Source organism: Pseudomonas sp. ADAK13 (genome assembly GCF_012935715.1).
Lineage (GTDB): Bacteria > Pseudomonadota > Gammaproteobacteria > Pseudomonadales > Pseudomonadaceae > Aquipseudomonas.
Map to the genome: position 1 here is coordinate 6,136,359 of NZ_CP052860.1, position 26,152 is coordinate 6,162,510.

Sequence of the window (26,152 nt, forward strand, 5' to 3'; positions counted from 1 at the left end):
GGGTAAACCGGCAGGACGCCGGTTTAGCCGCGACGGGGCAGGGACGCCCCGTCGCGGCGGCCCGCGGAGCAATGCCGGAGTGAGGGAACACCGAGCCTAGGCGAGGTGCCGACAGGCGGGGCAGAGCCCTTTGGTTACTTTGGGGCTTTTCCAAAGTGACCCGCTGTAAGAGCGGAACCATAAGCAGCCATGACCTAACCAACGGATATTCACCCATACCAAAAGAGTATCAAACCATACCAACCCGATATTAGACGAAAGCAAAACCACCAGAGGAAACTACCCACAATTACAAAAATACCTAAAGAGTATAAAAAATGCCCACCCACTCATCCTGGATCGTGCTGTCCATCACCGGCCTCTACATGCTGAGCCTGGCGCTGATCAGCTACGGCGTCCGCCGCCATTCCCGCAGCGCCAACAACTACACCACCGGCGGTGGCCACTTCCCGGCGTTCCTGATCGGCTTCCTGATGCTCTCCGAATTTATCGGCACCGCAGTCAGCATCGGCACCGCCCAAACCGGTTTCAAGGTCGGCATCTCCGCCGCATGGAACCTGTTCGCCCTGGCCCTCGGCTTCGTACTCTTCGCCTGGCTGCTGGCGCGCAAATACAAGGACCTGGGCGACAACACCATCTCCGGCGTACTCGCGCGCAACTACGGCCAACGCACCCGCTTCGCCACCTCGATCATCACGATCTTTGCCCTGGAGATCGTCGCCGTCTCGATCTACGCCAGCGGCGGCGCGGTATTGGCCAGTGTGATGCAAGTGGATCGAACCCTCGCGATCGTGATCGTCGGCGTGGTCTCGGTGCTGTACGTGAGCATCGGCGGCATGCGCTCAGTGATCTACACCAACTTCGTCCACGCCGCCTTGAAGTACCTGGGCGTCGGCCTGGCCCTGTGGTTTGGCTTGAAGCAAGTGGGCGGCATCGGCCAGTTGCAGGCGCAATTGCCCGCCAGCATGTTTGACTGGACCACCGTCGGCTGGGGCCAGATCGTCGCCTGGATGATCGCCGGTATCGGTTCGATCTTCTCCACCCAATACGTGATCCAGGCGGTGAACACCGTCAGCCATGCGGGCAAGGCCCAGCGTGCGTGTTTCTATGTGGCAGTGCTGATGGTGCCGTTCGGCATCGGCGCGGCATTGATCGGGATGTGCAGCGCGGTGCTGTTTCCCAATGTGGATTCGCTGCAAGCCTTCCCGACTCTGATCGCCAGCATGGACCAACTGACGGCCGGGCTGGTGGTAGCAGGCCTTGCCGGCTCACTGTTCGGCACCATCTCGGCGGTAAGCATGGGCTCGGCGACGTTGTTGCTGCGGGACTTCTACGAACCCTGGTTCAACCCGGAAAAAAGCGACGCCAAATCCCTGCGCTTCGTGCGCCTGGCGACCATCGCCGTCGGCCTGTTGCCGATTGCCCTGGCGCTGACTTCTGACAAGGTGCTGATGATCGCCTTCCTCGGCAAGGCGTTACGCGCCTCCCTGGCCGTGCTGGTGTTGATGGTGTTCTACGCGCCGAAATTCGGCACGGCGGCCGGGGCATTCCTGAGCATCATTGCTTCGTTGCTGGCGACCGTGGGCTGGTTCCTCGCCGGTAATCCGTGGGGCATCGACAACGCGTACATCGCCCTGTTTACGCCGCTGATTATCATGGGCATCAGCCATTTGACGCGCCGCAAGACACCGGCCGAACCCCTGGCGGCGGCCGCTCACTGAGGTAGGATGGCAGCCCACCCAATAAGGAAGTTGCGCAATGCTGCCCATCCGCACCCCGTTGATCCTGCACCCCGGCCTGTCCACCCCTAACCGGCGCATCTGGCTGAAGCTTGAGAACCTGCAACCCTGTGGCTCGTTCAAGTTGCGCGGGATGACCACGCTGTGCGCCTACGCGGCCAGCCAGGGCAAAACCACGGTGGTGTGCCCTTCCGGCGGCAATGCCGGGTTGGCCACGGCCTTTGCAGCAAGAGGCCTGGGATTGCAGGCGCGGATCGTGGTGCCCTCCACCACCCCCGAAGCCACCCGCGCGCGTATCCGCCAGGCGGGCGCCGAGGTGGTGGTGCACGGTGATCTGTGGGATCAATCCAACGAGCTGGCGCTGCAACTCGCCGAAGCGCCGGACGCGTTGTATGTACCGGCTTTTGATCACCCACTGTTGTGGGAAGGTCACAGCCGCATGATCGATGAGATTCTTGAGGATTGCCCGCAGGTGGGCGCTATCGTGACCTCCGTGGGCGGCGGTGGCTTGCTCGCGGGGGTGCTGACGGGGCTGGAGCGTCATGGACGGTTCGACTGCAAGGTGATTGCCTGTGAAACGGCGGGCGCGGCTTCGTTTGCGGCCGCTGTGGAGGCTGGAAAGCCGGTGCGCCTGGCGAAGATCGATACCGTGGCCAAGTCGTTGGCCGCGACCCAGGTGGCGGCGTGGCCGGTTGAACATATCGGCCAGTTTGCCCATCAGTGCGTGGTGCTGAGTAACGCCGAGGCGATGATGGGCGTGGCGCGGTATGCCGATGATTTACGGCAGTTGGTGGAGCCGGCGTGCGGGGTTTCGTTGGCTGTGGCGTATCTGGAGCATGGGGCGATTGCCGGGGTTGAGGATGTGGTGGTGATTGTGTGTGGTGGGGTGAGTATCAGCGCAGAAACGGTTGCTCAGTGGCAGAACACCGCCTCTCTATGATCGTTCCCACGCTCTGCGTGGGAATGCCACCCTGGACGCTCCGCGTCCGTTCGTGATGTCGTGACGCGTAGCGTCACAGGATGCATTCCCACGCAGAGCGTGGGAACGATCAGTTCAGGCATCCTGCAGGATAAGATCCGCGCCCTTCTCCGCCACCATCAACACTGCCGCATGGGTATTCCCTGACGTCACGTTCGGGAAAATCGACGCATCGACAATCCGCAACCCTTGCATCCCGTGCACCTTCAGGCGCTTGTCCACCACTGACACCAACGGGTCCGAGCCCATGGCACACGACCCGCACAGGTGATAGATCGAGCCGCTGTTCTCGCGGAAGTACTGCAGCATCTGTTCATCGGTTTCCACCGCAGGCCCCGGCAACACCTCGGCCACGGTCACGCCCTTGAGCGCCGGGGCCTGCATGATCGTGCGCATCAGCCGGCTGCCCTGGATCACCTCGTCGATGTCCTTCTGGGTGCTCAGGTAGTTGGGGTCGATCAAGGCCGCATCCCGTGGGTTTTTCGAGGCGATGCGAATCGTCCCGCGGCTGGTGGGCCGGCACGGGTTGAAGCACAGCAGGAAGCCTGAATACGGCTCGGGCTTGAGGCTGGCCTTGTTGTTTTTCGGGATCTGGTACGACAGCGGGTTGAAGTACAGCTGCAGGTTGGGGTGCGCCTGTTCCGCGTTGCCGCGAAAGAACCCGCCGGCCTGGTTGACGCTCATGGCCAGCGCGCCCTTGCGGGTCAGCAGGTATTTGAGGCCCAGCTTGAACTGGCCGAACAGCGAGCTGAGCTGGTCGTTCAGGGTCGGGATATTGGCCTTGTAGTAATAGCTGGCGCACAGGTGATCCTGCAGGTTCTGCCCCACCGCCGGCAGGTCCTTGACCAGCGGGATGTTGTGTTCGGCGAGCAGTTGCTTGTCCGCCACCCCCGACAGTTGCAGGATCTTTGGCGTATCCACCGCCCCCGCGCACAGGATCACCTCCTTGCGCGCGGTGAAGGTGCGGACCACGCCGTGCTGGGTCACGCTGATGCCGGTGGCCCGCTGTTGGTCGTCGAACAGCACGCGGTCTACCAGCGCATGCAGTTCCACCGTCAGGTTCGGTCGACCCAACGCCGGGTGCAGGTGCGCAAAGCTGCTGGAGCAGCGCTCGCCGTTGCGGGTGTTGACGTCGTAGAGGCCCGCACCTTCGAAGTCCGGCCCGTTGAAGTCATCGCTCAGGCCGTAGCCCAACTGCTCACAGCCCTTGAGGAACACATCACAGATAGCGTGGGTCTGGCCCTTCATCGGGGTGATGCTGATGGGGCCGCTGCTGCCGTGGTATTCGGTGTCGCCCAACGGGTGATTTTCCAGCTTGCGGAAGTACGGCAGCACGTCCTGGAAACCCCAGCCGTCGTTGCCGTTGGCCGCCCAGTCATTGAAGTCATGGGCCTGGCCGCGCACGTAGATCATGGCGTTGATCGAGCCGGAACCGCCCTGCACTTTGCCGCGTGGGGCATAGATGGCGCGGTCGGCCAGCTGTTTTTGCGGCTGGCTGTAGTACATCCAGTTGAAGGTCGGGTTGTAGTACATCTTGGCAAAACCGACCGGGATCTTGAACCACCAGGAGCTGTCCTTGCCGCCGGCTTCCAGCAGCAACACCGAATGCTCGCCCGAGGCGGAGAGTCGGTTGGCCAGGACGCAACCTGCGGCGCCGGCGCCGGCGATGATGTAGTCGTATGTCATTCACAGTTACCGCATCAGTCGTTTTTTTTAGCCCTTGGCGGGCGAAGTGTCTTTCACGTCAGCCGGCGTAGGCGCCATTTGCAGGTGCAGGCGTTCGCCGGTGTACGGCGTGTGCTTGCGCACCACGTCCATGTTCAGCTCCACCCCAAGGCCCGGCTCGGTGGACGGGATGATGTAGCCGTCCTCCCATTGCAGCGGCTTGGTCAGCACTTCGGCGTGGAAGCCGCCCCAGGTCATGATGCTTTCCTGGATCAGGAAGTTCGGCGTGCACGTGGCCAGCTGGAAACTCGCCGCTGCGCCAATCGGCCCGTTGTACAGGTGCGGGGCGATTTGCGCGTAGTAAGCCTCGGCCATGCTCGCGATTTTCTTGGCTTCCAGCAGGCCGCCGCAGCGGGCCACGTTCATTTGCAGGATCGATGCACCACCGGCCTGCAAGAGCTTGAAGAACTCGTACTTGGTGGTCAGCCGCTCGCCGGTGGCGATGGGGATGGTGGTCTTGGCTGCGACCTGGGCCATGGCGTCTTCCTGGCCCGGTGGCACGGGCTCTTCGAACCACAGCGGGTCGTATTTTTCCAGGCGCTTGGCCAGGCGGATGGCCGACGACGGCACCATCTGCCCGTGGGTGCCGAACAGCAGGTCGCACTTGTCGCCCACCGCTTCGCGGATCTTGCGGCAGAAGGTTTCGCAGCGTTCCAGCACTTCCAGGGAAATCTGGTGGCCGGAGTACGCGGTGTACGGGCCTGCCGGGTCGAATTTGACCGCGGTGAAGCCCTTGTTCATGTTCTCGACGGCGCACTCGGCGGCCAGGTCCGGGTCGTCGTAGTCGTACTCGCCCTTGCTGTTGACCGGGTACAGGTAGGTGTAGGAGCGCAGGCGCTCGTTGACCTTGCCGCCCAGCAACTCATAGACCGGCTTGTTGGCGGCCTTGCCGATGATGTCCCAGCAGGCCATTTCCAGGCCGCTGACCACGCCCATCATGGTCAGGTCGGGACGCTGGGTGAACCCGCTGGAATACGCCTGGCGGAAGAAACGCTCGATGTGGTGCGGGTCGTGGTTGAGCAGGTAGCGCTCGAACACGTCCTCGATGATCGGCAGCATGGCTTTGGGGCCGAAGGTGGCGGCGTAGATCTCGCCCACGCCTTCGATGCCGCAGTCGGTTTTGAGTTTGACGAACAGCCAGTACATGCCGCCAATGTGGGGTGGCGGTACGGCGACAATATGGGTTTCAAGGGCGACGATTTTCATCTCAGGCACCTGTCTGGTTGAATTTTTTACGATTGATTCGGGCGCGCAAGGTCAGGGCCGCGAGGGTCCCGAGCACGCCGATGAAGGCGATGTAGCCGAAGTACAGGTTGTAGCCAACCTGCCCCGGGTACGTGTCGGTGAGGTAGCCATTGATCAGCGGGATAAAGGTGTCCGGCAGGTAACCCACCACCGAGACAATGCCGATGGCCAGGCCGGTGATGCGCAGCGGGATATCGCAGCTGTCGAGGATCGCCCAGTACAGGCCGCGAATCGCATAGGTCATCAGGCCGATAAAGATCACCGTGCCGATCAGCAAGCCGAGGCTGCCAATGGCCGGGAACACGATCAGGCCGACCATCGCCAGGGTCACCAGCACCAGCGCGATGATCAGCACCGAGATGTTCGAAAACTTGTCCCCCAGCCAGCCGCCGCCGATCCCGCCGATAGGCCGCATCCACAGCTTGATGGTGGTGATGGTGCCGGCCATCACGGCGGTCATGCCGCTGCCTTGCAGGTAGTCAGAGAAGCTGTAGGTGGCCCAGAACATGTGATAACCGCAGAACACAATGGCAGTCACCAGCCACAGCTCAGGGATTTTCACCAGGGTGGTGAGGTCGGCGATCAGGTTGAACTTGCCCTTCTCTACCGCCGCGGTTTCGGCCATGGACTTGGGGTCCTTGAGCAGCACCAGCACACAACCAATCGCGATACACACGAACGAATACAGGTACACCACGTGCTTGAAACCTTCGGCGGCGGTTTGGCTGCGGGTCTCGGTGGCATAGGCGAACAGCCCCAAGGCCACGGTGGCCAGCAAGGCTTCCACCAGGCCACGGCCGCCGTCGAGGATGCCGAAGAACCGGCCTTGCTCACTGTGATGGGCAATCATCTTCACCCGCTTGAGCACCGAGGCCCAGAAGGTCAGGCCGGTGGTCAGGCCCCAGCAACCGAAGATAATCATCAGGCCGGTCATCGACGGCACGGTGGAATACCAGATGCCCAGGGCACCGGTGGCCACCAGCGAAAAAAAGATCAGGAAGCGCGGTGGCAGGCGATCCGCCAACCAGCCGCTGGGCAGGTAGCTGAGCAGGAAGATCGTGCCGAGCATTGAATACAGATAACCCAGCTGGCTGTGGTTGATCTGGAACACGTCGAGCATGGTGGTCTGGTAGACCTGGCGCAGGTAGAGGATCGGGTAGATCGCCCCGGCGGCCAGCACCAGCAACATCAATTGGAAGTAGCGACTGGCTTTGTCGCTTTTGGCCGCGGACACGGCATCGAAACCCTGGGCAACGGGTGCAGGCTTGGACATCTTGTAGACCTCGGGCACCCGATGCGCGGGTGCCCCGATAATTGTTTTTATTGAGGTAAAGCCGGTGGTCGGTGACTCAGTACTTCATGACCACCAAACGGGTCTGGGTGAACTCAAGCATCCCGTGCTTGCCGTCATCGCCGCCCAGCCCTGAGCGTTTCCAGCCGGCGTGAAAGCCCTGGTAAGGGTCCGCCGGGGTGCGATTGACGTACAACTCGCCGGCCTCAATGGCATTGGCGACTTTCATGGCCGTGCGGTAGTTCTCGGTGTAGAGCACAGACGACAGGCCGAACTGGTGGTCGTTGGCCATGGCCAGCGCTTCGTCGATGTCGCGGTACTTGAGCACCGGCAGCACCGGGCCGAAGATTTCTTCCTGGATGATTTCCATGCCTTGGCGGCAACCGCTGAGCAGCGTCGGCGGGTAGAAATGGCCCGGGCCTTCGGGGAGTACGCCGCCTGTTTCCAGTACAGCACCGTCGGCGATGGCGCGCTCGACCATGGCGTGAATATTCTGCCGGGAGCTGGCGTTGACCAGCGGGCCCATCAGGCCGGCGTCCGTGGCGCGATCGCCAAATTTTACGGCGCTGATCTTGGCCTTGAGCAGCGCCAGGAATCGGTCGTAGACGCTTTCCTGCACGTACACGCGCTCGACCGCCGTGCACAACTGGCCGCAGTGAGTGGTCTTGGAGGCGATGATGTCGCTGGCGGCTTTTTCCAGGTCGGCGTCGGCCTCGATGATTGCCGGGGTCTTGCCGCCCAGTTCCAGGGATGGCTTGGCGATGTTGGCCTTGCAGTAATCCAGCACGATGCGCCCGGCGTTGACGCTGCCGGTCAGCGTGATCAAGCCCACGGCCTTGTGGGTGCACAGGGCGGCGGCGGTGGCGTGGTCCATGGTCAGGATGTTGATCACGCCGGCCGGGATGCCCGACTGCTCAACCGCGCGGGCGATTTCGAAGGCAGACAACGGGGTGTTGTTGCTCGGGCGCACCACCACGGTGTTGCCGGCAATCAGCGCCGGGGCGATTTTGCGCAACAGGGTGTAGACCGGGTAGTTGAACGGGATCAGGCACGCCACGACGCCAATCGGCTCGCGTTGCAGGAACAGGTTTTCGTCCGGGGTGTCGCTGGGGATGATTTCGCCTTCAATGCGGCGGGCCCATTCGGCGTGGTAACGGGTGATTTGTGCGGCGTAGCGGGCTTCGTTGCTGGCGTCGTCGAGGCTTTTTCCGGACTCGCTGGCCAGCGCCTTGCCTATGCTTTCAGCGCAGGTTTCGAGGGCGTCGGCGAAAGCCCGCAGGTGTTCGGCGCGCTGGATGCTGGTGAGCTTGCCCCAGGTTTTCTGTGCGGTAGCGGCGGCGTCTACGGCAGCAATCGCCTCGTCGGGGGTGGCGGCGGACACCTGGCCTACCTGGGCCTCGGTCGCAGGGTTATAGACCGCGATCCGGGCGGTGGTGGCAGGTTCGGCAAACTGGCCGTTGAAAAAATTGCGCTCGATTTGCATGTGGTTTTTGCCCAATCGTTGTTGTTTTGCGAGTGACTTGCAGTTTTGTCATTGGGCGGGGGTTGGACAAACGATTTATTGACGGGGGTAACGTGCGAAAAATGCAGGTTAGTGGCTGATCCGTATTAATGACCCGGGTCTGAGTCTGTATTGTTCCGCCCATCCTTCCTACAGTGCCGCCCACTTGGAACCGTGGGAGGACTAAGCATGCAACCACCATCAATCGCACAGGCCTACAACTACAAGGTCGTGCGTCAATTCGTCATTGCAACCATCGTTTGGGGCGTGGTCGGCATGGCCATGGGCGTGTGGATCGCCTCGCAACTGGTCTGGCCCGAGATGAACCTCGACCTGCCCTGGACCACCTTCGGGCGCCTGCGCCCGCTGCACACAAGCCTTGTGATCTTCGGCTTTGCCGGCAGCGCGCAATTCGCCGCCAGCTACTACGCAGTACAGCGCACCTGTCAGGTACGGCTGTACTCGGACAAGCTCGCAGCCTTCACATTCTGGGGCTGGCAATCGGTGATCGTGATCATGTTGGTCAGCCTGCCGCTGGGCTACACCACCACCAAGGAATACGCCGAGATCGAGTTCAGCGGCGCCGTGTGGATGACCGTGGTGTGGGTCGCCTATGCGATCGTGTTTTTCACCACTGTGGTGCAGCGCAAGACCCAGCACATCTACGTCGGCAACTGGTTCTTTGGTGCGTTTATCGTGGTGATCGCCATGCTGCACGTGGTCAATCACCTGTCGATCCCGGTGGACTGGTTCAAATCCTACCCGGTGTATTCCGGTGCCACCGACGCCATGGTGCAGTGGTGGTACGGACACAACGCCGTGGGTTTCTTCCTGACCACGGGCTTTCTGGGGATGATGTACTACTTCGTGCCCAAGCAAGTCGGGCGGCCGGTGTATTCCTATCGCCTGTCCATCGTGCACTTTTGGGCGTTGATCACCCTGTATATCTGGGCCGGCCCCCATCACTTGCACTACACCGCGCTGCCGGACTGGGCCCAGTCGCTGGGCATGGCGATGTCGCTGATCCTGCTGGCGCCCAGCTGGGGCGGGATGATTAACGGCATGATGACGCTCTCGGGGGCCTGGCATAAATTGCGCACCGACCCGATCCTGCGTTTTTTGGTGCTGTCGCTGGCGTTCTACGGGATGTCGACGTTTGAAGGGCCGATGATGGCGATCAAGACCGTCAACGCCCTCTCCCACTACACCGACTGGACCATCGGCCACGTCCACGCCGGCGCGCTGGGCTGGGTGGCGATGATCACGTTTGGCTCGCTGTACCACATGATCCCGAAGGTTTTCGGGCGCACGCAGATGCACAGCGTGGGGCTGATCAATATGCACTTCTGGCTGGCGACCATTGGCACGGTGCTGTACATCGCGTCGATGTGGGTCAACGGCATCACCCAGGGCCTGATGTGGCGGGCGGTGAACGATGACGGCACCCTCACCTATTCCTTTGTGGAAGCCTTGCAGGCAAGCCATCCGGGGTTTTTAGTGCGCTTTGTCGGCGGGGTGTTTTTCCTCAGCGGCATGTTGCTGATGGCGTACAACACCTGGCGCACGGTGCGGGTGGCGGACTTGAAGGTGGCGCAGCTTGACGCGCGGATCGCCTGATGTGGGAGGTCGTGCTGAACCTGGCGGCGGTGATCGGCCTGTATGGTGCGGTGGAGTATTGCTTGCGGGGTGAGTCGAGGGAGAGCCTGGATGAGGCCAGCCTGATGCCGTTCGCCGATGACCCGGAAGTGGCGCGGCGGGTGGAGTTGGCTACGGGCAAGCGGGTTAACGCGGTGGCGCCTGAAGAGGCAAAGCCGGGTTGGGGCAATGTCGATATCTGAGAAAGGAATGCACCACCTGTAGGAGCTGGCTTGCCGGCGATGCGGGCCACTCGGTGCTTGTGAAACACCGCGGTGATGCTATCGCAGGCAAGCCAGCTCCCACAGAAGCCATGACTCACCCGCGTTCGCGGGGAATCAGGCTCTGCAACTGCAAGGCCAGGAAGTTGGCATCGAAACCGAAGGTGTCCGGGTCTTTCAGGCCGTTGGTTTTCTTCCACAACCAGTCGTTTTTCCCCGGCAGCAGCACCAGGGAAATGCTGCCGTAGCGGGCGGCGGTCAAGCCCATCACCGACAGTGAAATCAGGCCGCCGGCGCCCATTACATCCGGCACGAACTCCACGGGTTTGCCGGCAATATGGATGGTCAGTTTCTCGGTCTTAAAGGTGGAGGTCTCCACCGGTACGCTCGGGCCGGAAGCCACATACGCTTCGCGCTGCACTTCCAGCAAACCGACGGTTTTCACCGGCTCCAGCCACTGCTCGATCTGGCCGAACAGCTCGCCGATCTTCTGCGCCCAATGGGCCGACTGCACGTCGAACTGCTGCTTCTTGTGGGCTTCGCTGTCGGCGTAATGACGAAGCATCTCGCCCAGTTGTTGTACATCGTCCATTGCCGTGTTCCTTGGGTGACCCAGGTTGCGAGCCTTGATCATGGCAGATGCGGCACACCGGCGTATGACTAAAGCACCGCGCTTGGGTAATGTGGTGCCCTCGCCCGTCCATTTCAGGAGCATCGAATGCGCACCATCGGCCTTATCGGCGGCATGAGCTGGGAGTCCAGCGCCGAGTATTACCGCATCATCAACCAGAGCGTGCGCGACCAGCTCGGGCCACTGCGCTCGGCGCAACTGTTGATGTACAGCGTCGACTTCGGCCCGGTGGAGCAGGCCCAGCACGCAGGCCGCTGGGATGACGCAGCGCTGATTCTCGAAGACGCCGCCCGTCGCCTGCAAGCCGGTGGCGCCGAATGCATCGTGCTGTGTACCAACACCATGCACCTGGTGGCACCGCGTATTGAAGCGGCGGTGTCCATACCGTTTCTGCATATTGCAGACGCGGCCGGCGCGGCGGCGGTAGAGGCCGGCACCCTCACCGTCGGCCTGCTGGGCACCGCATTTACCATGGAACAGGAATTTCTCAAGTCACGCCTGGCGGCCCAGGGGCTGACCGTGCTGGTGCCGGACGCAGACGAGCGCCAGGCCGTGCACCGGATCATCTATGAGGAGTTGTGTGTCGGGGTGATCAGCGACGCATCGCGCGAGGTGTACCAACGGGTGATCGGGTCCCTGGCGGCACGCGGCGCCCAGGCCATCATCCTCGGTTGCACGGAAATCAGCCTGTTGATCAAACCGCAGCACAGCGACCTGCCACTGCTGGACACCACCGAGCTGCATGCGCAGGCTGCGGTGGCGTTTGCGTTGCAGGACGACTAGGCAGGCTTGCGGATGCGCGCCATGGTCAGGGTGTCGACGAATACGCCGTCACGCACGGCGTAATCCCGCAGCCGGCCTTCGGTCTCGAAGCCGAACTTGTGGTACAGCCGGTGGGCGGCTTCGTTGTCGGCGTACACCGTCAGTTCCACCCGGTGCAGGTTCATCCAGTTGTCCGCCACCTCCAGCGCCGCGCCCAGCAACCGGGAGCCCACGCCCTTGCCCTGCCAGGCGGTGGCCACGCCCATGCCGAACGAACCGACGTGGCTTTGGCGCACCCGCAAGTACTGTTCGAGGCCGAGCTGGCCGATCACCTCGCCGGCATGCAGCGCCACCAGCTGTAGCCGCCGTTCGTTGTCCTGCACCAGGCGTTTGCGCCAGGCCTCGACCGACTGGAAAGGCATTTGCAGCACCTGACGGCAGACAGCCGGATCGTTGTAGAGCGCAGTGACGCCTTCAAGGTGGGCCTCGGTGAAGCGCGTGATAACGATTTTGGGTTCAGGTGTGTGCATGGTGTTTCGTCCTGTGAAAAACACGTGGCCGACCAGTGTAGGCGGCACAGCGGCTTTTTGGCGAGCACAAATCCTGCCGCACATCGTGCATCTGTAGGATAGCGATCGCCCCTCGCAGCGCCGATACTTCACCCAGGCCCTGCCCCGTTTCGGCCTTCAAACCCTGTGACTAAAACAATAAAAAAGTCCCACAGAGGAACGCCCATGAGCCGCCTTGATCTTCCTGGCCTGTTACAGGCTTTCAGCACCCTGACACTTGATCTGCAACGCCTGGCCCAACACCAGGACATTGAACAGTTTCATGGCCATGCCCTGACGCGCATCAGCCAGTTGCTGCCTTTCGACAGCGCCTGGTGGGGCCGTGCGGCGATCATCGATGGCCTGCCGGAGGAACACAGCAGCTACCTGCATCACCTGCCCGCCACCTACCTGGCCGACTGGCAATCGATCCGCCATGTGGACGTGACGGTCGGGTTGGTGCACGAGGCGCCCGGCCAGGCGGTGATTGTCGACATGCTCGACGCCGCCAACGGCCCGGGTCAGAACTGGTTGGGGCAGCGCTACGGCATTGGCGAGTTGTTGTGCGTGATTCACGTCGACCCGCAAACCCGCCTCAGCGATCACTTGAGCCTGTACCGCAAGCCCGGCGCGCCCCGCTACAACCAGGACGACTGCCAACTGCTGAACAACCTGATGCTGCACCTGGTGGCGTCGGTTTCGGCGAATCAGATCCGAACCCTGGTGGCCATGCGCGAAACCCTCACCAGCCCGCGCAACCTGGCCCTGGCGGTATGCGACCAGCGCGGGGTGTTGCAGTGTGCCGAACGCGGGTTTGTCGACCTGTTGCTCAGTGAGTGGCCGCAATGGAGCGGTCCCGCCCTGCCGCTGCCGTTGGATGAACGCGGGCATGAGGGCAAGCACATCCACATCGAGGCCTCGGCCGTGGGTGACCAGTTTCTGTTGGCGGCGCGCATCAACCGCGCCCTGCCCCAACTGAGCCCGCGGGAAAACGACGTGGCCCAGGGCTTCGGCGAAGGCAAGACCTACAAGGAAGTCGCCCGCGACCTGGGCTTGTCGCCGAACACCGTGCGCCATCACATCCGCGCCATCTACAGCAAGCTTGGGGTCAAGGACAAGGCGCGCATCGCGCACTTGCTGCACGCCCCGCCCGACTGATCTCAGCCCTTTATCCATTGCTTTTTTGCGCTGTCGTTTTGACGGCCACGGGCGCCCTTTGCCCATTTTCCGCTGCCATCCATAACAGTCCATAAGAGATGCCTTGCGATGAATCACCCTACCTTGCGTCACCTGGCCATGCTGCTGGGCGGTACCCTGCTGAGCCTCGACAGCCAGGCTGCCGACCTCAACGCCCGGGATTTTTTCGGCGCGCCGTCCGGCACCAGCCTCGGCGTGCTGTACTTGCCCGCCTCGCGCTACGATGACTTCCACGGCCCGGCCGACACCACGGGCAAGGCCGACTTGAAGGTCAACGCCGTGGCGTACCGCCAGGTGTTTTTCACTGACGTCTGCGGCACGCTGTGCACCCCGCAATTTATCCTGCCCTTCGCCGACATCAACGCACGCTTGCCCGGCGCCAGCCAACACACCGGCGAGAGCGGCTTTGGTGATCCGCAAGTCGGCGGCACGCTGTTTTTCATCAACGACCCGGCCTCGCGCACTTACAGCGGGCTGTTGAGCCTGATCACCGTGCCGGTGGGCGAGTACCACAGCAAAAACCCCGACGTGTCCCCCGGTGCCAATCGCTGGGGCGCGACCTTCGTTTACAACTACACCCAGGGCATTGGCGAGAAATGGGTACTGGAAGCCAACCTCGAAGCCCAGTTGTACGGCACCAACAACGACTATTTCGGCAGCGACCTCAAGCAAGACCCGCTGTACCGCCTGCAAGCCTTCGCCTCCTACGACTTCAGCCCCACCACCTACGGCGCACTGCGCCTGATCCATGCCGATGGCGGCGCGCTGCGCATCAACGACCAGCGCATCGACGACACCCATAAACGCTACACCCAGGTGGGTTTCGAGGTGGGGCACTGGCTCGACCGGCAGAACCAGCTGATGTTCAGCCTTTCGCAAAACGTCGCGGCGTCCAACGGCTACGCGGGCACCGACGCCCTGCTGCGGCTGGTTCATGTGTTCTGAATCACTTTCCCGGAGCTTGCCCATGAACACTCAGACCCACGCTGCAACCGCCGGCTATTCGGCGCGTTCCTGGCCCTTGCTGGCGGCGATCATCCTGTTCGCCGCCATCACCCCGACCATCCTGATGACCGCACCGGCGGTGGCCGCGCAACTGGCCAGCCAATGGCAACTGAGCCCGTCACACATCGGCGACCTGTTCTCCACCGAGCTGGGGGCGATGAGCCTGGCCACCTTGCCTGCGTTCTGGTGGCTCAAGCGGGTGGACTGGCGCCTGGCAGCGCTGGTGGCCGCCATTGCGTTCATTGCCGCCAACCTGCTGTCGATGCTCGCCGACACCTACGCCACCTTGCTTGCCTTGCGCTTTATGAGTGCCCTGGCGGGCGGGTCGCTGATGATCATCTGCCTGGCCAGCGCGGCCGCCACCGCCAACCCCAGCCGGATCTACGGCTTGTGGGTGATGGGGCAACTGGTGGTCGGCGCCGTCGGCCTCGGGGTGTTGCCCGGGTTGTTTGCGCGCTATGGGCTCGGCGCCTGCTACTTGATTCTTGCGGGGTTGATGACGCTGCTGCTGCCCCTGGCCCGCTGCTTTCCATCCGGCAGCCCGCCGCGCCAGCCAACCGATGCCGCGCCATTGCCGGGCTCCCGGGTGAAGGCTGCGCTGGGCATCGCCGGGATCCTGACTTTCTATATCAGCCTCGGCGGCGTCTGGACCTTTATCGGTGCCATCGGCAGTGGCGCTGGGATCTCCGCACAACACAGCGGTGAAGTGCTGGCCGTTGCCACGGTGATGGGAATCGTCGGCGCCGGGTGTGCCTCAGTCTTCGGTACGCGGCTGCCGCGCCTGCTGCTGTTGCTGGCCGGCTACGCCCTGATGGCGGGTGCCGTGCTGTTGCTGAGCGGCATGCCGACGCTGATGCGCTTTGCCCTGGCGGCGCTGCTGTTCAAGTTCACCTGGACCTTCATCCTGCCGCTGATTCTCGCCTGCCTGGCTGACCTCGACCGCAGCGGCAAGCTGATGAACACCTCCAACCTGGTGATCGGCGCCGGCCTGGCCATCGGGCCGGCGATTGCCGGGCGGCTGATCGAGGCCAGCGGCGGGTTTACCTCGCTACTGGTGGGCGGCGCCGCCATCACCTTGTTGTCCCTGGCGCTGATGCTCGGCAGCCGCACCCCGCCTGACGCTGTTTTAACCCGCTGAACTGGAGACTCTGATGAACCGATCCACTGCGTTTTTCTTTGATGAACTAAGCCTCTGGCACAGCGCCGGCCCCCACGCCCTGACCTTGCCAGTGGGCGGTTGGGTGCAGCCGCCTGCCGGCACCGGGCATGCCGAGTCACCGGAGACCAAGCGGCGCTTGAAAAGCTTGCTGGACGTGTCCGGGCTGAGCCGTCACCTGCAACAGCACAGTGCCGCCCCAGCCACGGAGGAGGATTTGCGGCGAGTACACGGCGCCGACTACCTGCAACGCTTCAAGGCCCTGAGCGATGCCGGCGGCGGCGAGCTGGGGCCCCAGGCGCCGATTGGCCCAGGCAGCTACGAGATCGCCAAACTCTCTGCCGGGTTGACCATCGCTGCGGTAGACGCGGTGCTGAGCGGGCACGTCGGGAATGCCTACTCGCTGTCGCGGCCACCGGGGCATCACTGCCTGGCGGACGGCGCCATGGGCTTTTGCTTCCTGGCCAATATCGCCATCGCCATCGAGGCGGCCAAGGCGCGCCGTGGGCTGGGCAAGGTCGCGGTGATCGACTGGGATGTGCACCATGGCAACGGTACCCAGTCCATCTTCGAAGCACGCGGCGATGTACTGACGATCTCCCTGCACCAGGACGGTTGCTATCCGCCGGGTTACAGCGGTGAACAGGACCGTGGCCACGGCGCGGGCCTGGGGGCGAATATCAATATCCCGTTGCCACCCGGCAGCGGCCACGCGGCGTACCTGCATGCGATGGAGCGCATCGTGGTGCCGGCCCTCGAGCGATTCGAGCCCGAACTGATCATCGTCGCCTGCGGTTACGACGCCAACGCCGTCGACCCGCTGGCGCGGATGCTGCTGCACAGCGAGTCGTTCCGCCTGATGACCCGCGCAGTGCGTGAGGCTGCCGAGCGGCTGTGCCAGGGCCGCCTGGTGCTGGTGCATGAAGGCGGCTACAGCGAGGCCTACGTGCCGTTTTGCGGGCTGGCGGCGCTGGAGGAATTGGCCGGCGTGCGCACGGCGGTGGAAGACCCGATGCTGGAGTTTGTTCAGCTGCAGCAGCCCAAGGACGCGCTGCTGGGCTTTCAGCGCCAGTGGGTCGACCAACTGGCGCAGGGCTTTGAGGCTTAAACCGCCGGGGCCGCCAGGCGCCAGACCCGGGCGATGTCCGAGGCGCGTTCGCGCAACAGGCGCGGCGCCTCGCTGCAGGCCTGCTCCAGGGTAGTCGGGCCGGACGGCAAGGCGAACGCGGCATCCACACCGTGGGCGTACATCTGCTCATAGCCATCACCCAACGTGCCGGCGATCACGATCACCGGCACGTTGTGCTGCTTGGCAATCCGCGCCACGCCAAACGGGGTCTTGCCCCGCAGGGTCTGGGCGTCGAAACGGCCTTCGCCGGTGATCACCAGGTCGGCGCCGCGTACCGCGTGTTCAAGTCCTACCAGTTCAGCGACGACTTCAACCCCTGCACGAAATTGCGCGCCCAGGAACGCCTTGGCGGCGAACCCCAAGCCACCGGCGGCGCCGCTGCCGGGCTCGTCACGCACGTCTTTCGGCAACACCTTGGCGCAGTGATCGGCGAAATGGCCGAGGGCAGCGTCCAACTGCTCGACTTGTTGGGGATTGGCACCTTTTTGCGGGCCGAAAATCGCGGAGGCACCGTGGGGGCCGCACAGCGGGTTGTTCACGTCGGCAGCGATTTCGAAGCGCACCTCGGCCAGGCGTGGGTCCAGTTGTTCCAGGCTGATGCGCGACAGATTGGCCAGTGCCAGTCCGCCCAAGGGCAATGCGGCACCTTCGGCATCAAACAATTGCACACCGAGGGCCAGCATCGCGCCGGCGCCGCCGTCGTTGGTGGCGCTGCCGCCAATCGCCAGGATGATGCGCCGGGCGCCGGCATCCAGTGCCGCGCGGATCAGTTCGCCGGTGCCAAACGTGCTGCTGGAACAGGCATCCCGCTTACCCGGCGGCACCAATTGCAGCCCGCTGGCCTCGGCCATTTCGATGATTGCGGTGTGGCTCTCGGCCAACCAGCCCCAATGCGCATCAATGCGGGCGCCCAACGGCCCTTGCACGTTGGTGGTACGCAGCTCGCCCTGGCAGGCGGCGAGTACCGACTCCACCGTGCCCTCACCACCGTCCGCCATCGGGCACTTGATCAGCTCGGCGTCGGGCCACACCGTGGCCAACCCCTCGGCAATGGCATTCGCCACGCCTTCGGCACTCAGGCTGTCCTTGAACGAGTCGGGGGCGATGATTATTTTCATGGGCTTTCTCCGGTTTTTATAACGCCCATGCTGCCAGTTGGCTCAGGCAATAACGCCGGTCCATTGCACAAGAGTGGCTGGGGTTTGTTGTTCATTTCGACAAAGCCTGGGGCAAGAGCTGCACGCCGAGGTACAACGCGAGCATGCCGTCGAGGGTCAGCGGGTCAACGCCGCTCAGCTCGGCAATGCGCTCCATGCGGTAGCGCAGGCTGTTGCGGTGGATGCCCAGGGCATCGGCGCAGGCCTGGCTTTGCCCGTCGTGGTCGCACCAGCTGCGCAGGGTCGCCAGCAACTGGCCGTTGCTGTCCTTGGCCAGCACCTTGCGCAGCGGGTTGAGCAGTTCGTCGAGGGCATCGTCGTTGCGGTGGCGCCAGAGCATCACCGGCAGGCGGTAACGGGTCAGGGTCAGCAAACGTGATTCCGGCAACACATCGCGGCCATAGGCGAGCAGATCGCCGACGCGTCGGTAGCAACGGCGCAGCCCGGCCAGGCCGTCCGCCTGGCCGCCGACGGCAACCCGCAGGATGTTCCAGCCCAGGCCTTCGAGCTTTTCCAGCAGGCGCGGGTTGTCGACTTGCACTGACGCCGGCCGGCACCACAACAGGGAAAACTGCGCGGAGCTGACGCACCAGCTGTCGGGGTAGCGCGAGGTCAGCCAGGCGCTCAAGGCCTCGGCCGACTGGCCGCTGCCCAGTTCAAACAGGTACGGCGTGCGCGCCAATTGCGGCTTGAGGCCCAGTTGCTGCGCTTCGTCCACCAGGCGCGGTGAATCGCCGGTCTCGGCCAGCAGCAGCGCCAACAGATCATCGCAACGCTGGCGGCGCCATTGCTGCTCGGCTTGCTGGTGGCGCTGGCTCACCAGCATTTCGGCGGTCATGCGCACCAGCTGGGCATAGGTACGCAGCACTTCCGGCTCGCCGGTAATGCCCAGCACGCCGATCAGGCGCTGATCGTGCAACAACGGCAGGTTGATCCCGGGCTGCACGCCCTTGAGGTGCTTGGCGGTCTGGCTGTCGATTTCCACCACGCGCACGTTCGCCAGCACCAATTGCGCGCCTTCATGGCGGGTGTTGATACGCTCCGGTTCGCCGCTGCCCAGAATCAGGCCCTGGCTGTCCATGACGTTGACGTTATAGGGCAGGATCGCCATGGTGCGATTGACGATATCCTGCGCCAGGTCATGATCCAGCTCGAACATGGGGCTAAATTCCTGAAAAAACGGGTTGTTCATAGGCACAGCGCAAACCATGCCTGACTGTGCGCGAGCACAAAGACATCACCCCTTGAGGTGGCCGAGACTCATTGGGCGATCAACGTTACCCTCGCATCGCGAAAAATCATAATAAAGAGAGACTGCCATGTCACAGAGCGCCGCTGTCACCCAGGCCACCGATGACGATAAAAACGCCGTATACAAGCGCATTACCCTGCGCCTGATCCCCTTCATTTTCATCTGCTACCTGTTCAACTACCTCGACCGCGTCAACGTCGGCTTTGCCAAGTTGCAGATGCTCGACGACCTGAAATTCAGCGAGACCGTGTACGGCCTCGGTGCCGGGATCTTCTTTATCGGCTACGTGCTGTGCGGCGTACCGAGCAACCTGGCGTTGACCCGGTTTGGTCCACGGCGCTGGATCGCGCTGATGATGATCGTCTGGGGCACCCTGTCCACCTGCCTGCTGTTCGTCACCACCCCCACCCATTTCTACGGCTTGCGCCTGCTGACCGGCGCCGCTGAAGCCGGTTTCTTCCCGGGTGTGGTGCTGTACCTCTCGCAGTGGTTCCCGACCTTCCGCCGTGGGCGGATCATGGCGCTGTTCATGTCGGCGATCCCGGTGTCCGGCTTGCTCGGCAGCCCGTTCTCCGGCTGGATCCTCAACCACTTCGCCGCAGGCCAGGGCGGGCTCGCAGGCTGGCAGTGGATGTTCCTGCTGCAAGGCATCCCGACGGTGATCCTCGGCGCCCTCGCCTACTTCCTGCTCAGCGACAGCTTTGCCAACGCCAAATGGCTCACGCCTCATGAACGCGCAGTACTGGAAGCCGACCAGGCGACCGACCTGGCCAACAAGCCGAAAACCACCAGCGACTCGCTGCTGGAAGTGTTCAAGAACCCGGCCATCTGGGCGTTCGGCCTGATCTACTTCTGCATCCAGAGCGGCGTGTACGCCATCAACTTCTGGCTGCCGTCGATCATCAAGAACATGGGTTTCAGCGATAACCTGGTGATTGGCTGGTTGAGTGCAATCCCGTACTTGCTGGCGGCGGTGTTCATGCTGCTGGTGGGCCGCTCTGCCGACTTGCGCAAGGAGCGTCGCTGGCACTTGGTAGTACCGATGCTGATGGGCGCGATCGGGTTGGTGATTGCGGTTAACTTTGCAACCACGCCGGCGATTGCGATCCTCGGCCTGACCATCGCCACCATGGGCGCCCTCACCGGCCTGCCGATGTTCTGGCCGGTACCGACCGCCATGCTCAGCGCAGGCGCTGCGGCGGGTGGCTTGGCACTGATCAACTCCATGGGCCAGATGGCCGGGTTCCTCAGCCCGTATATCGTCGGGTTTGTGAAGGATGCCACCGGGTCTACCGACATGGCGCTGTACTTGCTGGCGGCGGTGATAGTGGCGGGCAGTGTGCTGGCGTTGCGGATGACGCGGACACTCAAGGCCTGACATCAGGGCAAACCGGCGCTGTCGACCTCCATGGCGGCGCCGGTGTTTTTATATTCAGAACGCCGCCGGACACCCGTATTCACTTCAACGCCAGAGCCAGGTAACAAACAGGCTACAAACCTTACCTAACCTTTACTCTGGCGCCGCGTAATCCCCTCAAAAAGCACTGTCTGAAACGTATGCCCGGGAATATGATTAAAACCGGTTCGATGCATAAGTAGAGGACTTGTCATGATCAGTCGACTCTCAAAAGTGAAAGTAGCCCTCGTGCTGATTGCCACCCTCGCCATCGCGGGGCAGGCAGAAGCCCGTGGCGGGTACGGCTATGGATGGGGTCACGGTGGCTACCGTGGTGGTTGGGGCTGGGGTGGCCCGGCGTTGCTGGGGGCCGTGGTCGGCGGGCTCGTCGTAGGCTCGGTCGTCGCCAACTCCCAGCCGCCGGTCTACGTGCAACAGCCGGTTTACGTCCAGCCGCAGCCGGTGTACATCCAGCAACCTCCGCCGGTGTACTACCAGGCGCCGCCTCCGGGCTATTACTACCCGCCGCAACCGGCTCCGGTGCCGCGTTATTAAGCAAGATGCGGTGGGTGATACAGCAGGCCCCGCCCGAAAGCGGGACCTGTTTTGATTGACCTGCGCTTAGAGCAAGCCGCCACCATCCACATCAATCACGCTACCCGTGATAAACCCGTTCTCCATCGCCAGCACGTACCCGGCAGCCACTTCTTCGGCCTGCCCCACTCGTCCTACCGGCAACGCCCCGCCGGCCTTGGCAAACATCGCCAGCCGCTGCTCCTCGGACAACCCGGCATACGCCTCGGTGTCGATTACGCCCGGGCTGATCACGTTGACCCGACGTGGCGCCAGCTCCTTGGCCAACTGCTTGCCCAGCGCTTCAGTCGCCGCATTGATCCCGGTCTTGATGAACTGCCCCGCCACCGCTCGACGACCCAGTTGGCCCGAGGTCAATGTGATGCTGCCGTGCTCGCCGAGAAATGGCAGCGCCGCCTGGATCGCCCGCAGCGAACCCCAGAGCTTCACGTTGTAGTTGTCTTGCGCTAGGTTCAGGTCAGTCTCGATCAACGTCTTGGCCTGCACCGCAGGGCCGGCGGTGTAAACCAGATGGTCAAAACGCCCCACTGTTTCAAACAGGCGCTGCAACGAGGCGGCGTCGGTCACGTCCACCTGTTCGCTGCGCACACCGTTCTCCACGGCTGAAGACAAGCGCCGTCCGGCCAGCACCACGTGGGCCCCGCGTGCCACAGCCTGTTTGGCCACGGCTGCACCAATGCCGCTGCTGCCACCGATGACGATGACGGTTTTGCCGTTGAGGGGAGAAGTCATGGAGAAATACCTGGTTGGGAAAATGAGGTTTCATCTTCCCAGCTTGGCAATCGTTGAAAAATCCCGGTAAAACGACAAGATCTTTAAAGGATTTTTACAGATGAGTTCGATCCTCGACCTTGAAGTCTTCGTGCGTACGGCCGATACGGGCAGCCTGTCCGCGGCTGCTCGTAGCCTCAGCCTGACTCCGGCCGCAGCCAGTATCGCCCTCAAGCGCCTGGAAACCCGCCTGGGCATCCGGCTGCTGGCGCGCTCCACCCGCAGCATGCGGCTGACCGAAGAAGGCCGGCGCTACCTCGACAGCGTGCGTGTGGCCCTGGAGGCGTTGTCGGAAGGCGAACAGGCGATCAAGCAGCAAGGCCAGAGCTTGAGTGGCTTGCTGCAATTGGCGGCGCCCTCGGATTTCGGGCGCAATGTGCTGCTGGGCTGGCTGGACGAGTTCAAGCTCGAACACCCGAACGTGCGCCTTCAGTTGCTGCTCAACGACAGCAATGCCGACCTGTTCCGCGAGACCGTCGACATTGCCCTGCGCTTTGGCGTGCCACGGGATTCCAGCCTGGTGGCCCTGCCGGTGGTGCCCGATCACCAGCGCGTGGCGTGTGCCAGTCCTGAGTATCTGGCACGCCATGGCACACCGCGCACGCCCCAGGACTTGGCGCAACACAGCACCCTGCGCTACATGCGCCAGGGCCGTGCGAACAACACCTGGTACTTTCGCCAGGGCGCCCTGCTCCAGGAAGTCGAGGTGACAGGGGACTACCTGAGCGATGACGGCGAGATCGTGCGGCGCTGGGCGCTGGCCGGCCATGGCATCGCCTACAAAGCGCGGCTGGATGTGGCCCGCGATATCAAGGCCGGACGCCTGGTGCCGTTGCTCACCGATTGGCAAGGCGAGCCGACGCCGTTCAATTTGATGTGCCCGCACCGGCTGCAAGTGTCGGAACGGGTCAAGGTCCTGCACCGCTTCCTGCAACAGCGCTGCGCCGAACTATTACCGCAATAACCGTCGCAGGGCTTGTTCCAGAGCCTTGCTCTCTGGTATTGGGTAAGTACTGTCTCCCCCTTTTGAGGTGTTCACGATGATTTACCGCACACTGGGCCAGTCCGGGTTGAAAGTCAGCGCGCTGACCCTGGGCAGCATGATGTTTGGCGAGCAGACCAACACTGAGGATTCGCTGCGCATCATCGACAAGGCCTGGGACCAAGGCATCAATTTTATCGACACCGCCGACGTCTACACCGGCGGGCGCTCCGAGGAAATCGTCGGTGAAGCCATCGCCCGCCAGCGCCAGGATTGGGTGCTGGCCTCCAAGGTGGGCATCGGCCCCGTGGATGGTCTGCCAAACCGCAGCGGCTTGAACCGCAAACGGATCTTCAATGCGCTGGAAGCCAGCCTGACGCGCCTCGACACCGATTACCTGGACATCTACTACCTGCACCGTGAAGACCACAACACGCCGCTGGAGGTGACGGTTTCGGCCATCGGCGACTTGATCCGCGAGGGTAAGATCCGCCATTGGGGCCTGTCCAACTACCGCGGCTGGCGCATCGCTGAAGTGATCCGTGTGGCCGAGCGCCTGGGGGTGGACAAGCCGATCATCAGCCAGCCGCTGTACAACATCGTCAACCGCCAGGCCGAGGTGGAGCAGATCACCGCCGCTGCCGCGTACGGTTTGGGCGTGGTGCCTTACAGCCCGCTGGCCCGAGGCGTGCTCAGTGGCAAATATGCGCCGGACGTGACACCTGAAGCCGGCAGCCGCGCCGGGCGCCAGGACAAGCGCATCCTGGAAACCGAATGGCGCGTCGAGTCCCTGCGCATCGCCCAGCAGATCCAGCAATACACCCAGGGCCGCGGCGTGGGGATTGTCGAGTTCGCGATTGCCTGGGTGCTGAACAACTCGGCGGTCAGCTCGGCGATTGTCGGGCCGCGCACCGAGGCGCAGTGGGACGCCTACACCGGCGCGCTGGAGGTGAAGATCACGGCGGAGGATGAGGCGTTTATTGATTCGCTGGTGACACCGGGGCATGCCTCGACGCCGGGATTCAATGATGTGAGCCATTTCGTGTCGGGTCGGATTGCACGATAGCCGAGCGGGCTACACCTGACCTGCGGTGAGGGGGCTAGTCCCCTCACCACAAAACAGCACAAACATCTCACCGCAAAAGCACTATATTCCCTCCCTGAAATTTCCCCTCTTTTGTAGTCATCGGTTTTCGCGAGGACAGCGTGTCTAAAGGTGTTGTGTTATCGGTATTGGCCTCGGTGTTGTTTGCCGTGATGTATTACTTCACGTCGCTGCTTACGCCCTTGAGCGGCCTGGAGATCTTCGGCTGGCGGATGCTGCTGACAGTGCCCTGCATGACCGTGTTCATGATCGTCAGCGGCGAGTGGCGCCGCGCCTGGGAGTTGGTTCGGCTGGCCGCAGCCAAACCCGGTTTGATCGGCGGGCTGGTGTTGTCTTCGGCCTTGCTGGGGGTGCAGTTGTGGCTGTTCATGTGGGCGCCGCTCAACGGTCGCAGCCTGGATGTATCGCTGGGGTATTTCCTGCTGCCGTTGACCATGGTGCTCACCGGGCGCCTGGTGTATGGCGAACAGCTGTCACGCCTGCAAAAGGTCGCGGTGTTTTTTGCAGCTTGCGGCGTGCTTAACGAGTTGTACCAGGTAGGCGGTTTCTCCTGGGCCACGCTGGTGGTGATCATCGGTTACCCGATCTACTTCATCGTGCGCAAACGTCTGAAGACCGACCACCTTGGCGGGCTGTGGCTCGATATGGCGCTGATGTTGCCAGTGGCGTTATGGTTCGTCCAAAGCGGCGAACAGGGCTTTGCGGTGCTCGATGCCCACAAGGGGTTGTACGCCTTGATCCCGATGCTGGGCGTGATCAGTGCATCGGCTCTCGTGTGTTACATCGTCGCCAGCCGCTTGTTGGCCTTCAGCCTGTTCGGGCTGCTCAGCTATGTGGAGCCGGTGCTGTTGCTCGGGGTGGCGTTGCTGCTGGGAGAAAGCATCAAGGCCGGTGAGTGGCTGACCTATATACCCATCTGGCTGGCGGTGATGGTGCTGGTGTACGAAGGGTTCAAGCACCTGGTTCGCCAGCGCAAAGCCTGATTGCAGGCAAAAAAAAGCCCGGTCGCGGATATCCACGACCGGGCTTTTTTACATCAACCATCAGTCAGCGGTGAGCACACCGCGACGTACCTGGTCGCGCTCGATGGATTCGAACAGTGCCTTGAAGTTACCTTCGCCGAAACCGTCATCACCTTTACGCTGGATGAACTCGAAGAACACCGGGCCCATCAGGGTTTCCGAGAAGATCTGCAGCAGCAGGCGCTTGTCGCCCGCCACTGACGAACCGTCCAGCAGGATGCCCCGCGCTTGCAGTTGGTCCACCGGCTCACCGTGGTTCGGCAGGCGGCCTTCGAGCATTTCGTAGTAGGTGTCCGGCGGCGCGGTCATGAAGCGCATGCCGATCTTCTTCAGCGCGTCCCAGGTCTTGACCAGGTCGTCGGTGAGGAACGCCACGTGCTGGATGCCCTCGCCATTGAACTGCATCAGGAACTCTTCGATCTGGCCGGCGCCCTTGGACGATTCTTCGTTCAGCGGGATGCGGATCATGCCGTCCGGGGCGCTCATGGCCTTGGAGGTCAGGCCGGTATATTCGCCCTTGATATCGAAGTAACGCGCTTCACGGAAGTTGAACAGCTTCTCGTAGAAGTTCGCCCAGTAGACCATGCGCCCGCGGTACACGTTGTGGGTCAGGTGGTCGATGACTTTCAGGCCGGCGCCCACCGGGTTGCGCTCGACGCCTTCGAGGTACACGAAGTCGATGTCATAGATCGAGCTGCCCTCGCCGAAGCGGTCGATCAGGTACAGCGGCGCGCCGCCGATACCCTTGATCGCCGGCAGGTTCAGTTCCATCGGGCCGGTTTCGATATGGATAGGCTGGGCGCCCAGTTCCAGGGCCCGGTTATAGGCCTGTTGCGAGTCCTTGACGCGAAACGCCATGCCGCACACCGACGGGCCGTGCTCGGCCGCAAAGTAGGAAGCGATGCTGTTGGGTTCGTTGTTGAGGATCAGGTTGATCTCGCCCTGGCGGTACAGGTGCACGTTCTTGGAACGGTGGGTCGCCACTTTGGTGAAGCCCATGATCTCGAAGATCGGCTCCAGGGTGCCCGGGGTTGGCGATGCGAATTCGATGAACTCAAAGCCCATCAGGCCCATTGGGTTTTCGTACAGGTCTGTCATTTTCGGTGCCT

At 62.7% G+C, this 26,152-nt stretch carries 24 protein-coding genes; 14 read left to right on the plus strand and 10 right to left on the minus strand.

Translation table 11 applies throughout. From position 1 onward, the window contains the following. The first annotated feature begins 317 nt into the window (after positions 1 to 317). The gene (locus tag HKK54_RS28115; RefSeq protein WP_010171331.1) at positions 318 to 1,721 is read left to right on the plus strand and encodes a sodium:solute symporter family protein; all 1,404 of its coding nucleotides are present in this window, start codon (positions 318 to 320) and stop codon (positions 1,719 to 1,721) included. Positions 1,722 to 1,758: 37 nt separating this feature from the next. After that, positions 1,759 to 2,679, plus strand: coding sequence for a pyridoxal-phosphate dependent enzyme (locus HKK54_RS28120; RefSeq protein WP_169388582.1), 921 nt, complete (start codon positions 1,759 to 1,761; stop codon positions 2,677 to 2,679). 114 nt (positions 2,680 to 2,793) lie between these two features. Here the strand turns inward: HKK54_RS28120 and HKK54_RS28125 are convergent, their stop codons facing one another. From HKK54_RS28125 to aldA, 4 genes are all read right to left on the minus strand, one after another. Next, positions 2,794 to 4,404 carry a GMC family oxidoreductase gene (locus HKK54_RS28125; RefSeq protein WP_169388583.1) on the minus strand — a complete coding sequence of 537 codons (1,611 nt, stop codon included), beginning with the start codon at positions 4,402 to 4,404 and terminating at the stop codon, positions 2,794 to 2,796. Between the two features lie 27 nt (positions 4,405 to 4,431). Next, positions 4,432 to 5,649, minus strand: coding sequence for a mandelate racemase/muconate lactonizing enzyme family protein (locus tag HKK54_RS28130; RefSeq protein ID WP_169388584.1), 1,218 nt, complete (start codon positions 5,647 to 5,649; stop codon positions 4,432 to 4,434). A gap of 1 nt (position 5,650) precedes the next feature. Beyond that, on the minus strand, positions 5,651 to 6,961 hold the full coding sequence (locus HKK54_RS28135; RefSeq protein ID WP_169388585.1) for an MFS transporter: 1,311 nt from the start codon (positions 6,959 to 6,961) through the stop codon (positions 5,651 to 5,653). A 76-nt stretch (positions 6,962 to 7,037) separates the two neighbouring features. Next, positions 7,038 to 8,462, minus strand: a complete 1,425-nt coding sequence (gene aldA, locus HKK54_RS28140; RefSeq protein ID WP_169388586.1) for an aldehyde dehydrogenase — start codon at positions 8,460 to 8,462, stop codon at positions 7,038 to 7,040. Between the two features lie 207 nt (positions 8,463 to 8,669). Here aldA and ccoN point away from each other — a divergent pair, with 207 nt between their 5' ends. After that, complete coding sequence (gene ccoN, locus HKK54_RS28145) at positions 8,670 to 10,097, plus strand: cytochrome-c oxidase, cbb3-type subunit I (protein WP_169388587.1); 1,428 nt, start codon at positions 8,670 to 8,672, stop codon at positions 10,095 to 10,097. Beyond that, a complete protein-coding gene (locus HKK54_RS28150) occupies positions 10,097 to 10,318 on the plus strand; it encodes a cbb3-type cytochrome c oxidase subunit 3 (RefSeq protein ID WP_169388588.1) in 222 nt (73 codons plus the stop codon). The genes ccoN and HKK54_RS28150 overlap by 1 nt, the downstream gene beginning before the upstream one ends. A 115-nt stretch (positions 10,319 to 10,433) precedes the next feature. Here the strand turns inward: HKK54_RS28150 and HKK54_RS28155 are convergent, their stop codons facing one another. After that, a complete protein-coding gene (locus tag HKK54_RS28155) occupies positions 10,434 to 10,928 on the minus strand; it encodes a hypothetical protein (protein WP_010171343.1) in 495 nt (164 codons plus the stop codon). 126 nt (positions 10,929 to 11,054) lie between these two features. Between HKK54_RS28155 and HKK54_RS28160 the strand changes: the two genes are divergently transcribed. Next, positions 11,055 to 11,750, plus strand: coding sequence for an aspartate/glutamate racemase family protein (locus HKK54_RS28160; RefSeq protein ID WP_169388589.1), 696 nt, complete (start codon positions 11,055 to 11,057; stop codon positions 11,748 to 11,750). Here HKK54_RS28160 and HKK54_RS28165 read toward each other — a convergent pair. Continuing rightward, a complete protein-coding gene (locus HKK54_RS28165) occupies positions 11,747 to 12,259 on the minus strand; it encodes a GNAT family N-acetyltransferase (RefSeq protein ID WP_010171348.1) in 513 nt (170 codons plus the stop codon). The two genes, HKK54_RS28160 and HKK54_RS28165, sit on opposite strands and share 4 nt — an antisense overlap. Before the next feature lie 204 nt (positions 12,260 to 12,463). Here HKK54_RS28165 and HKK54_RS28170 point away from each other — a divergent pair, with 204 nt between their 5' ends. The 4 genes from HKK54_RS28170 (at position 12,464) to HKK54_RS28185 (ending at position 16,743) form a co-directional block, all read left to right on the plus strand. Next, complete coding sequence (locus HKK54_RS28170) at positions 12,464 to 13,435, plus strand: helix-turn-helix transcriptional regulator (RefSeq protein ID WP_169388590.1); 972 nt, start codon at positions 12,464 to 12,466, stop codon at positions 13,433 to 13,435. Positions 13,436 to 13,543: 108 nt separating this feature from the next. Next, complete coding sequence (locus HKK54_RS28175) at positions 13,544 to 14,419, plus strand: transporter (RefSeq protein ID WP_169388591.1); 876 nt, start codon at positions 13,544 to 13,546, stop codon at positions 14,417 to 14,419. A 22-nt stretch (positions 14,420 to 14,441) separates the two neighbouring features. Continuing rightward, positions 14,442 to 15,617 (plus strand): MFS transporter, encoded by a 1,176-nt coding sequence (locus tag HKK54_RS28180; protein ID WP_169388592.1) that lies wholly within the window; start codon positions 14,442 to 14,444, stop codon positions 15,615 to 15,617. 13 nt (positions 15,618 to 15,630) lie between these two features. Beyond that, on the plus strand, positions 15,631 to 16,743 hold the full coding sequence (locus HKK54_RS28185) for a class II histone deacetylase (protein WP_169388593.1): 1,113 nt from the start codon (positions 15,631 to 15,633) through the stop codon (positions 16,741 to 16,743). On the opposite strand, the gene HKK54_RS28190 is transcribed toward HKK54_RS28185, so the two are convergent. Together HKK54_RS28190 and HKK54_RS28195 are read right to left on the minus strand one after the other, a co-directional pair. Beyond that, complete coding sequence (locus HKK54_RS28190) at positions 16,740 to 17,882, minus strand: glycerate kinase (RefSeq protein WP_169388594.1); 1,143 nt, start codon at positions 17,880 to 17,882, stop codon at positions 16,740 to 16,742. The genes HKK54_RS28185 and HKK54_RS28190 overlap by 4 nt on opposite strands. A 91-nt stretch (positions 17,883 to 17,973) precedes the next feature. After that, positions 17,974 to 19,080 (minus strand): sugar diacid recognition domain-containing protein, encoded by a 1,107-nt coding sequence (locus tag HKK54_RS28195; RefSeq protein ID WP_010171361.1) that lies wholly within the window; start codon positions 19,078 to 19,080, stop codon positions 17,974 to 17,976. A 160-nt stretch (positions 19,081 to 19,240) separates the two neighbouring features. On the opposite strand from HKK54_RS28195, the gene HKK54_RS28200 reads away from it, so the two are divergent. Further along, positions 19,241 to 20,551: an MFS transporter gene (locus HKK54_RS28200; protein ID WP_010171363.1), complete on the plus strand. Its 1,311-nt coding sequence runs from the start codon at positions 19,241 to 19,243 to the stop codon at positions 20,549 to 20,551. A gap of 231 nt (positions 20,552 to 20,782) precedes the next feature. Then, positions 20,783 to 21,124: a hypothetical protein gene (locus HKK54_RS28205; protein WP_010171365.1), complete on the plus strand. Its 342-nt coding sequence runs from the start codon at positions 20,783 to 20,785 to the stop codon at positions 21,122 to 21,124. Between the two features lie 66 nt (positions 21,125 to 21,190). Here HKK54_RS28205 and HKK54_RS28210 read toward each other — a convergent pair whose 3' ends face one another. Then, positions 21,191 to 21,895 carry an SDR family oxidoreductase gene (locus HKK54_RS28210; protein WP_169388595.1) on the minus strand — a complete coding sequence of 235 codons (705 nt, stop codon included), beginning with the start codon at positions 21,893 to 21,895 and terminating at the stop codon, positions 21,191 to 21,193. A gap of 100 nt (positions 21,896 to 21,995) precedes the next feature. Between HKK54_RS28210 and HKK54_RS28215 the strand changes: the two genes are divergently transcribed. The 3 genes from HKK54_RS28215 to rarD all read left to right on the plus strand — a co-directional run bounded on the left by HKK54_RS28215 (position 21,996) and on the right by rarD (position 25,004). After that, positions 21,996 to 22,898: a LysR family transcriptional regulator gene (locus tag HKK54_RS28215; RefSeq protein WP_010171369.1), complete on the plus strand. Its 903-nt coding sequence runs from the start codon at positions 21,996 to 21,998 to the stop codon at positions 22,896 to 22,898. A gap of 76 nt (positions 22,899 to 22,974) precedes the next feature. After that, positions 22,975 to 23,982, plus strand: coding sequence for an aldo/keto reductase (locus tag HKK54_RS28220; RefSeq protein ID WP_169388596.1), 1,008 nt, complete (start codon positions 22,975 to 22,977; stop codon positions 23,980 to 23,982). Positions 23,983 to 24,122: 140 nt separating this feature from the next. Then, positions 24,123 to 25,004 carry an EamA family transporter RarD gene (gene rarD, locus HKK54_RS28225; protein WP_169388597.1) on the plus strand — a complete coding sequence of 294 codons (882 nt, stop codon included), beginning with the start codon at positions 24,123 to 24,125 and terminating at the stop codon, positions 25,002 to 25,004. A 60-nt stretch (positions 25,005 to 25,064) separates the two neighbouring features. Here rarD and hppD read toward each other — a convergent pair whose 3' ends face one another. Next, a complete protein-coding gene (gene hppD, locus HKK54_RS28230) occupies positions 25,065 to 26,141 on the minus strand; it encodes a 4-hydroxyphenylpyruvate dioxygenase (RefSeq protein ID WP_010171376.1) in 1,077 nt (358 codons plus the stop codon). Positions 26,142 to 26,152 lie beyond the last annotated feature (11 nt).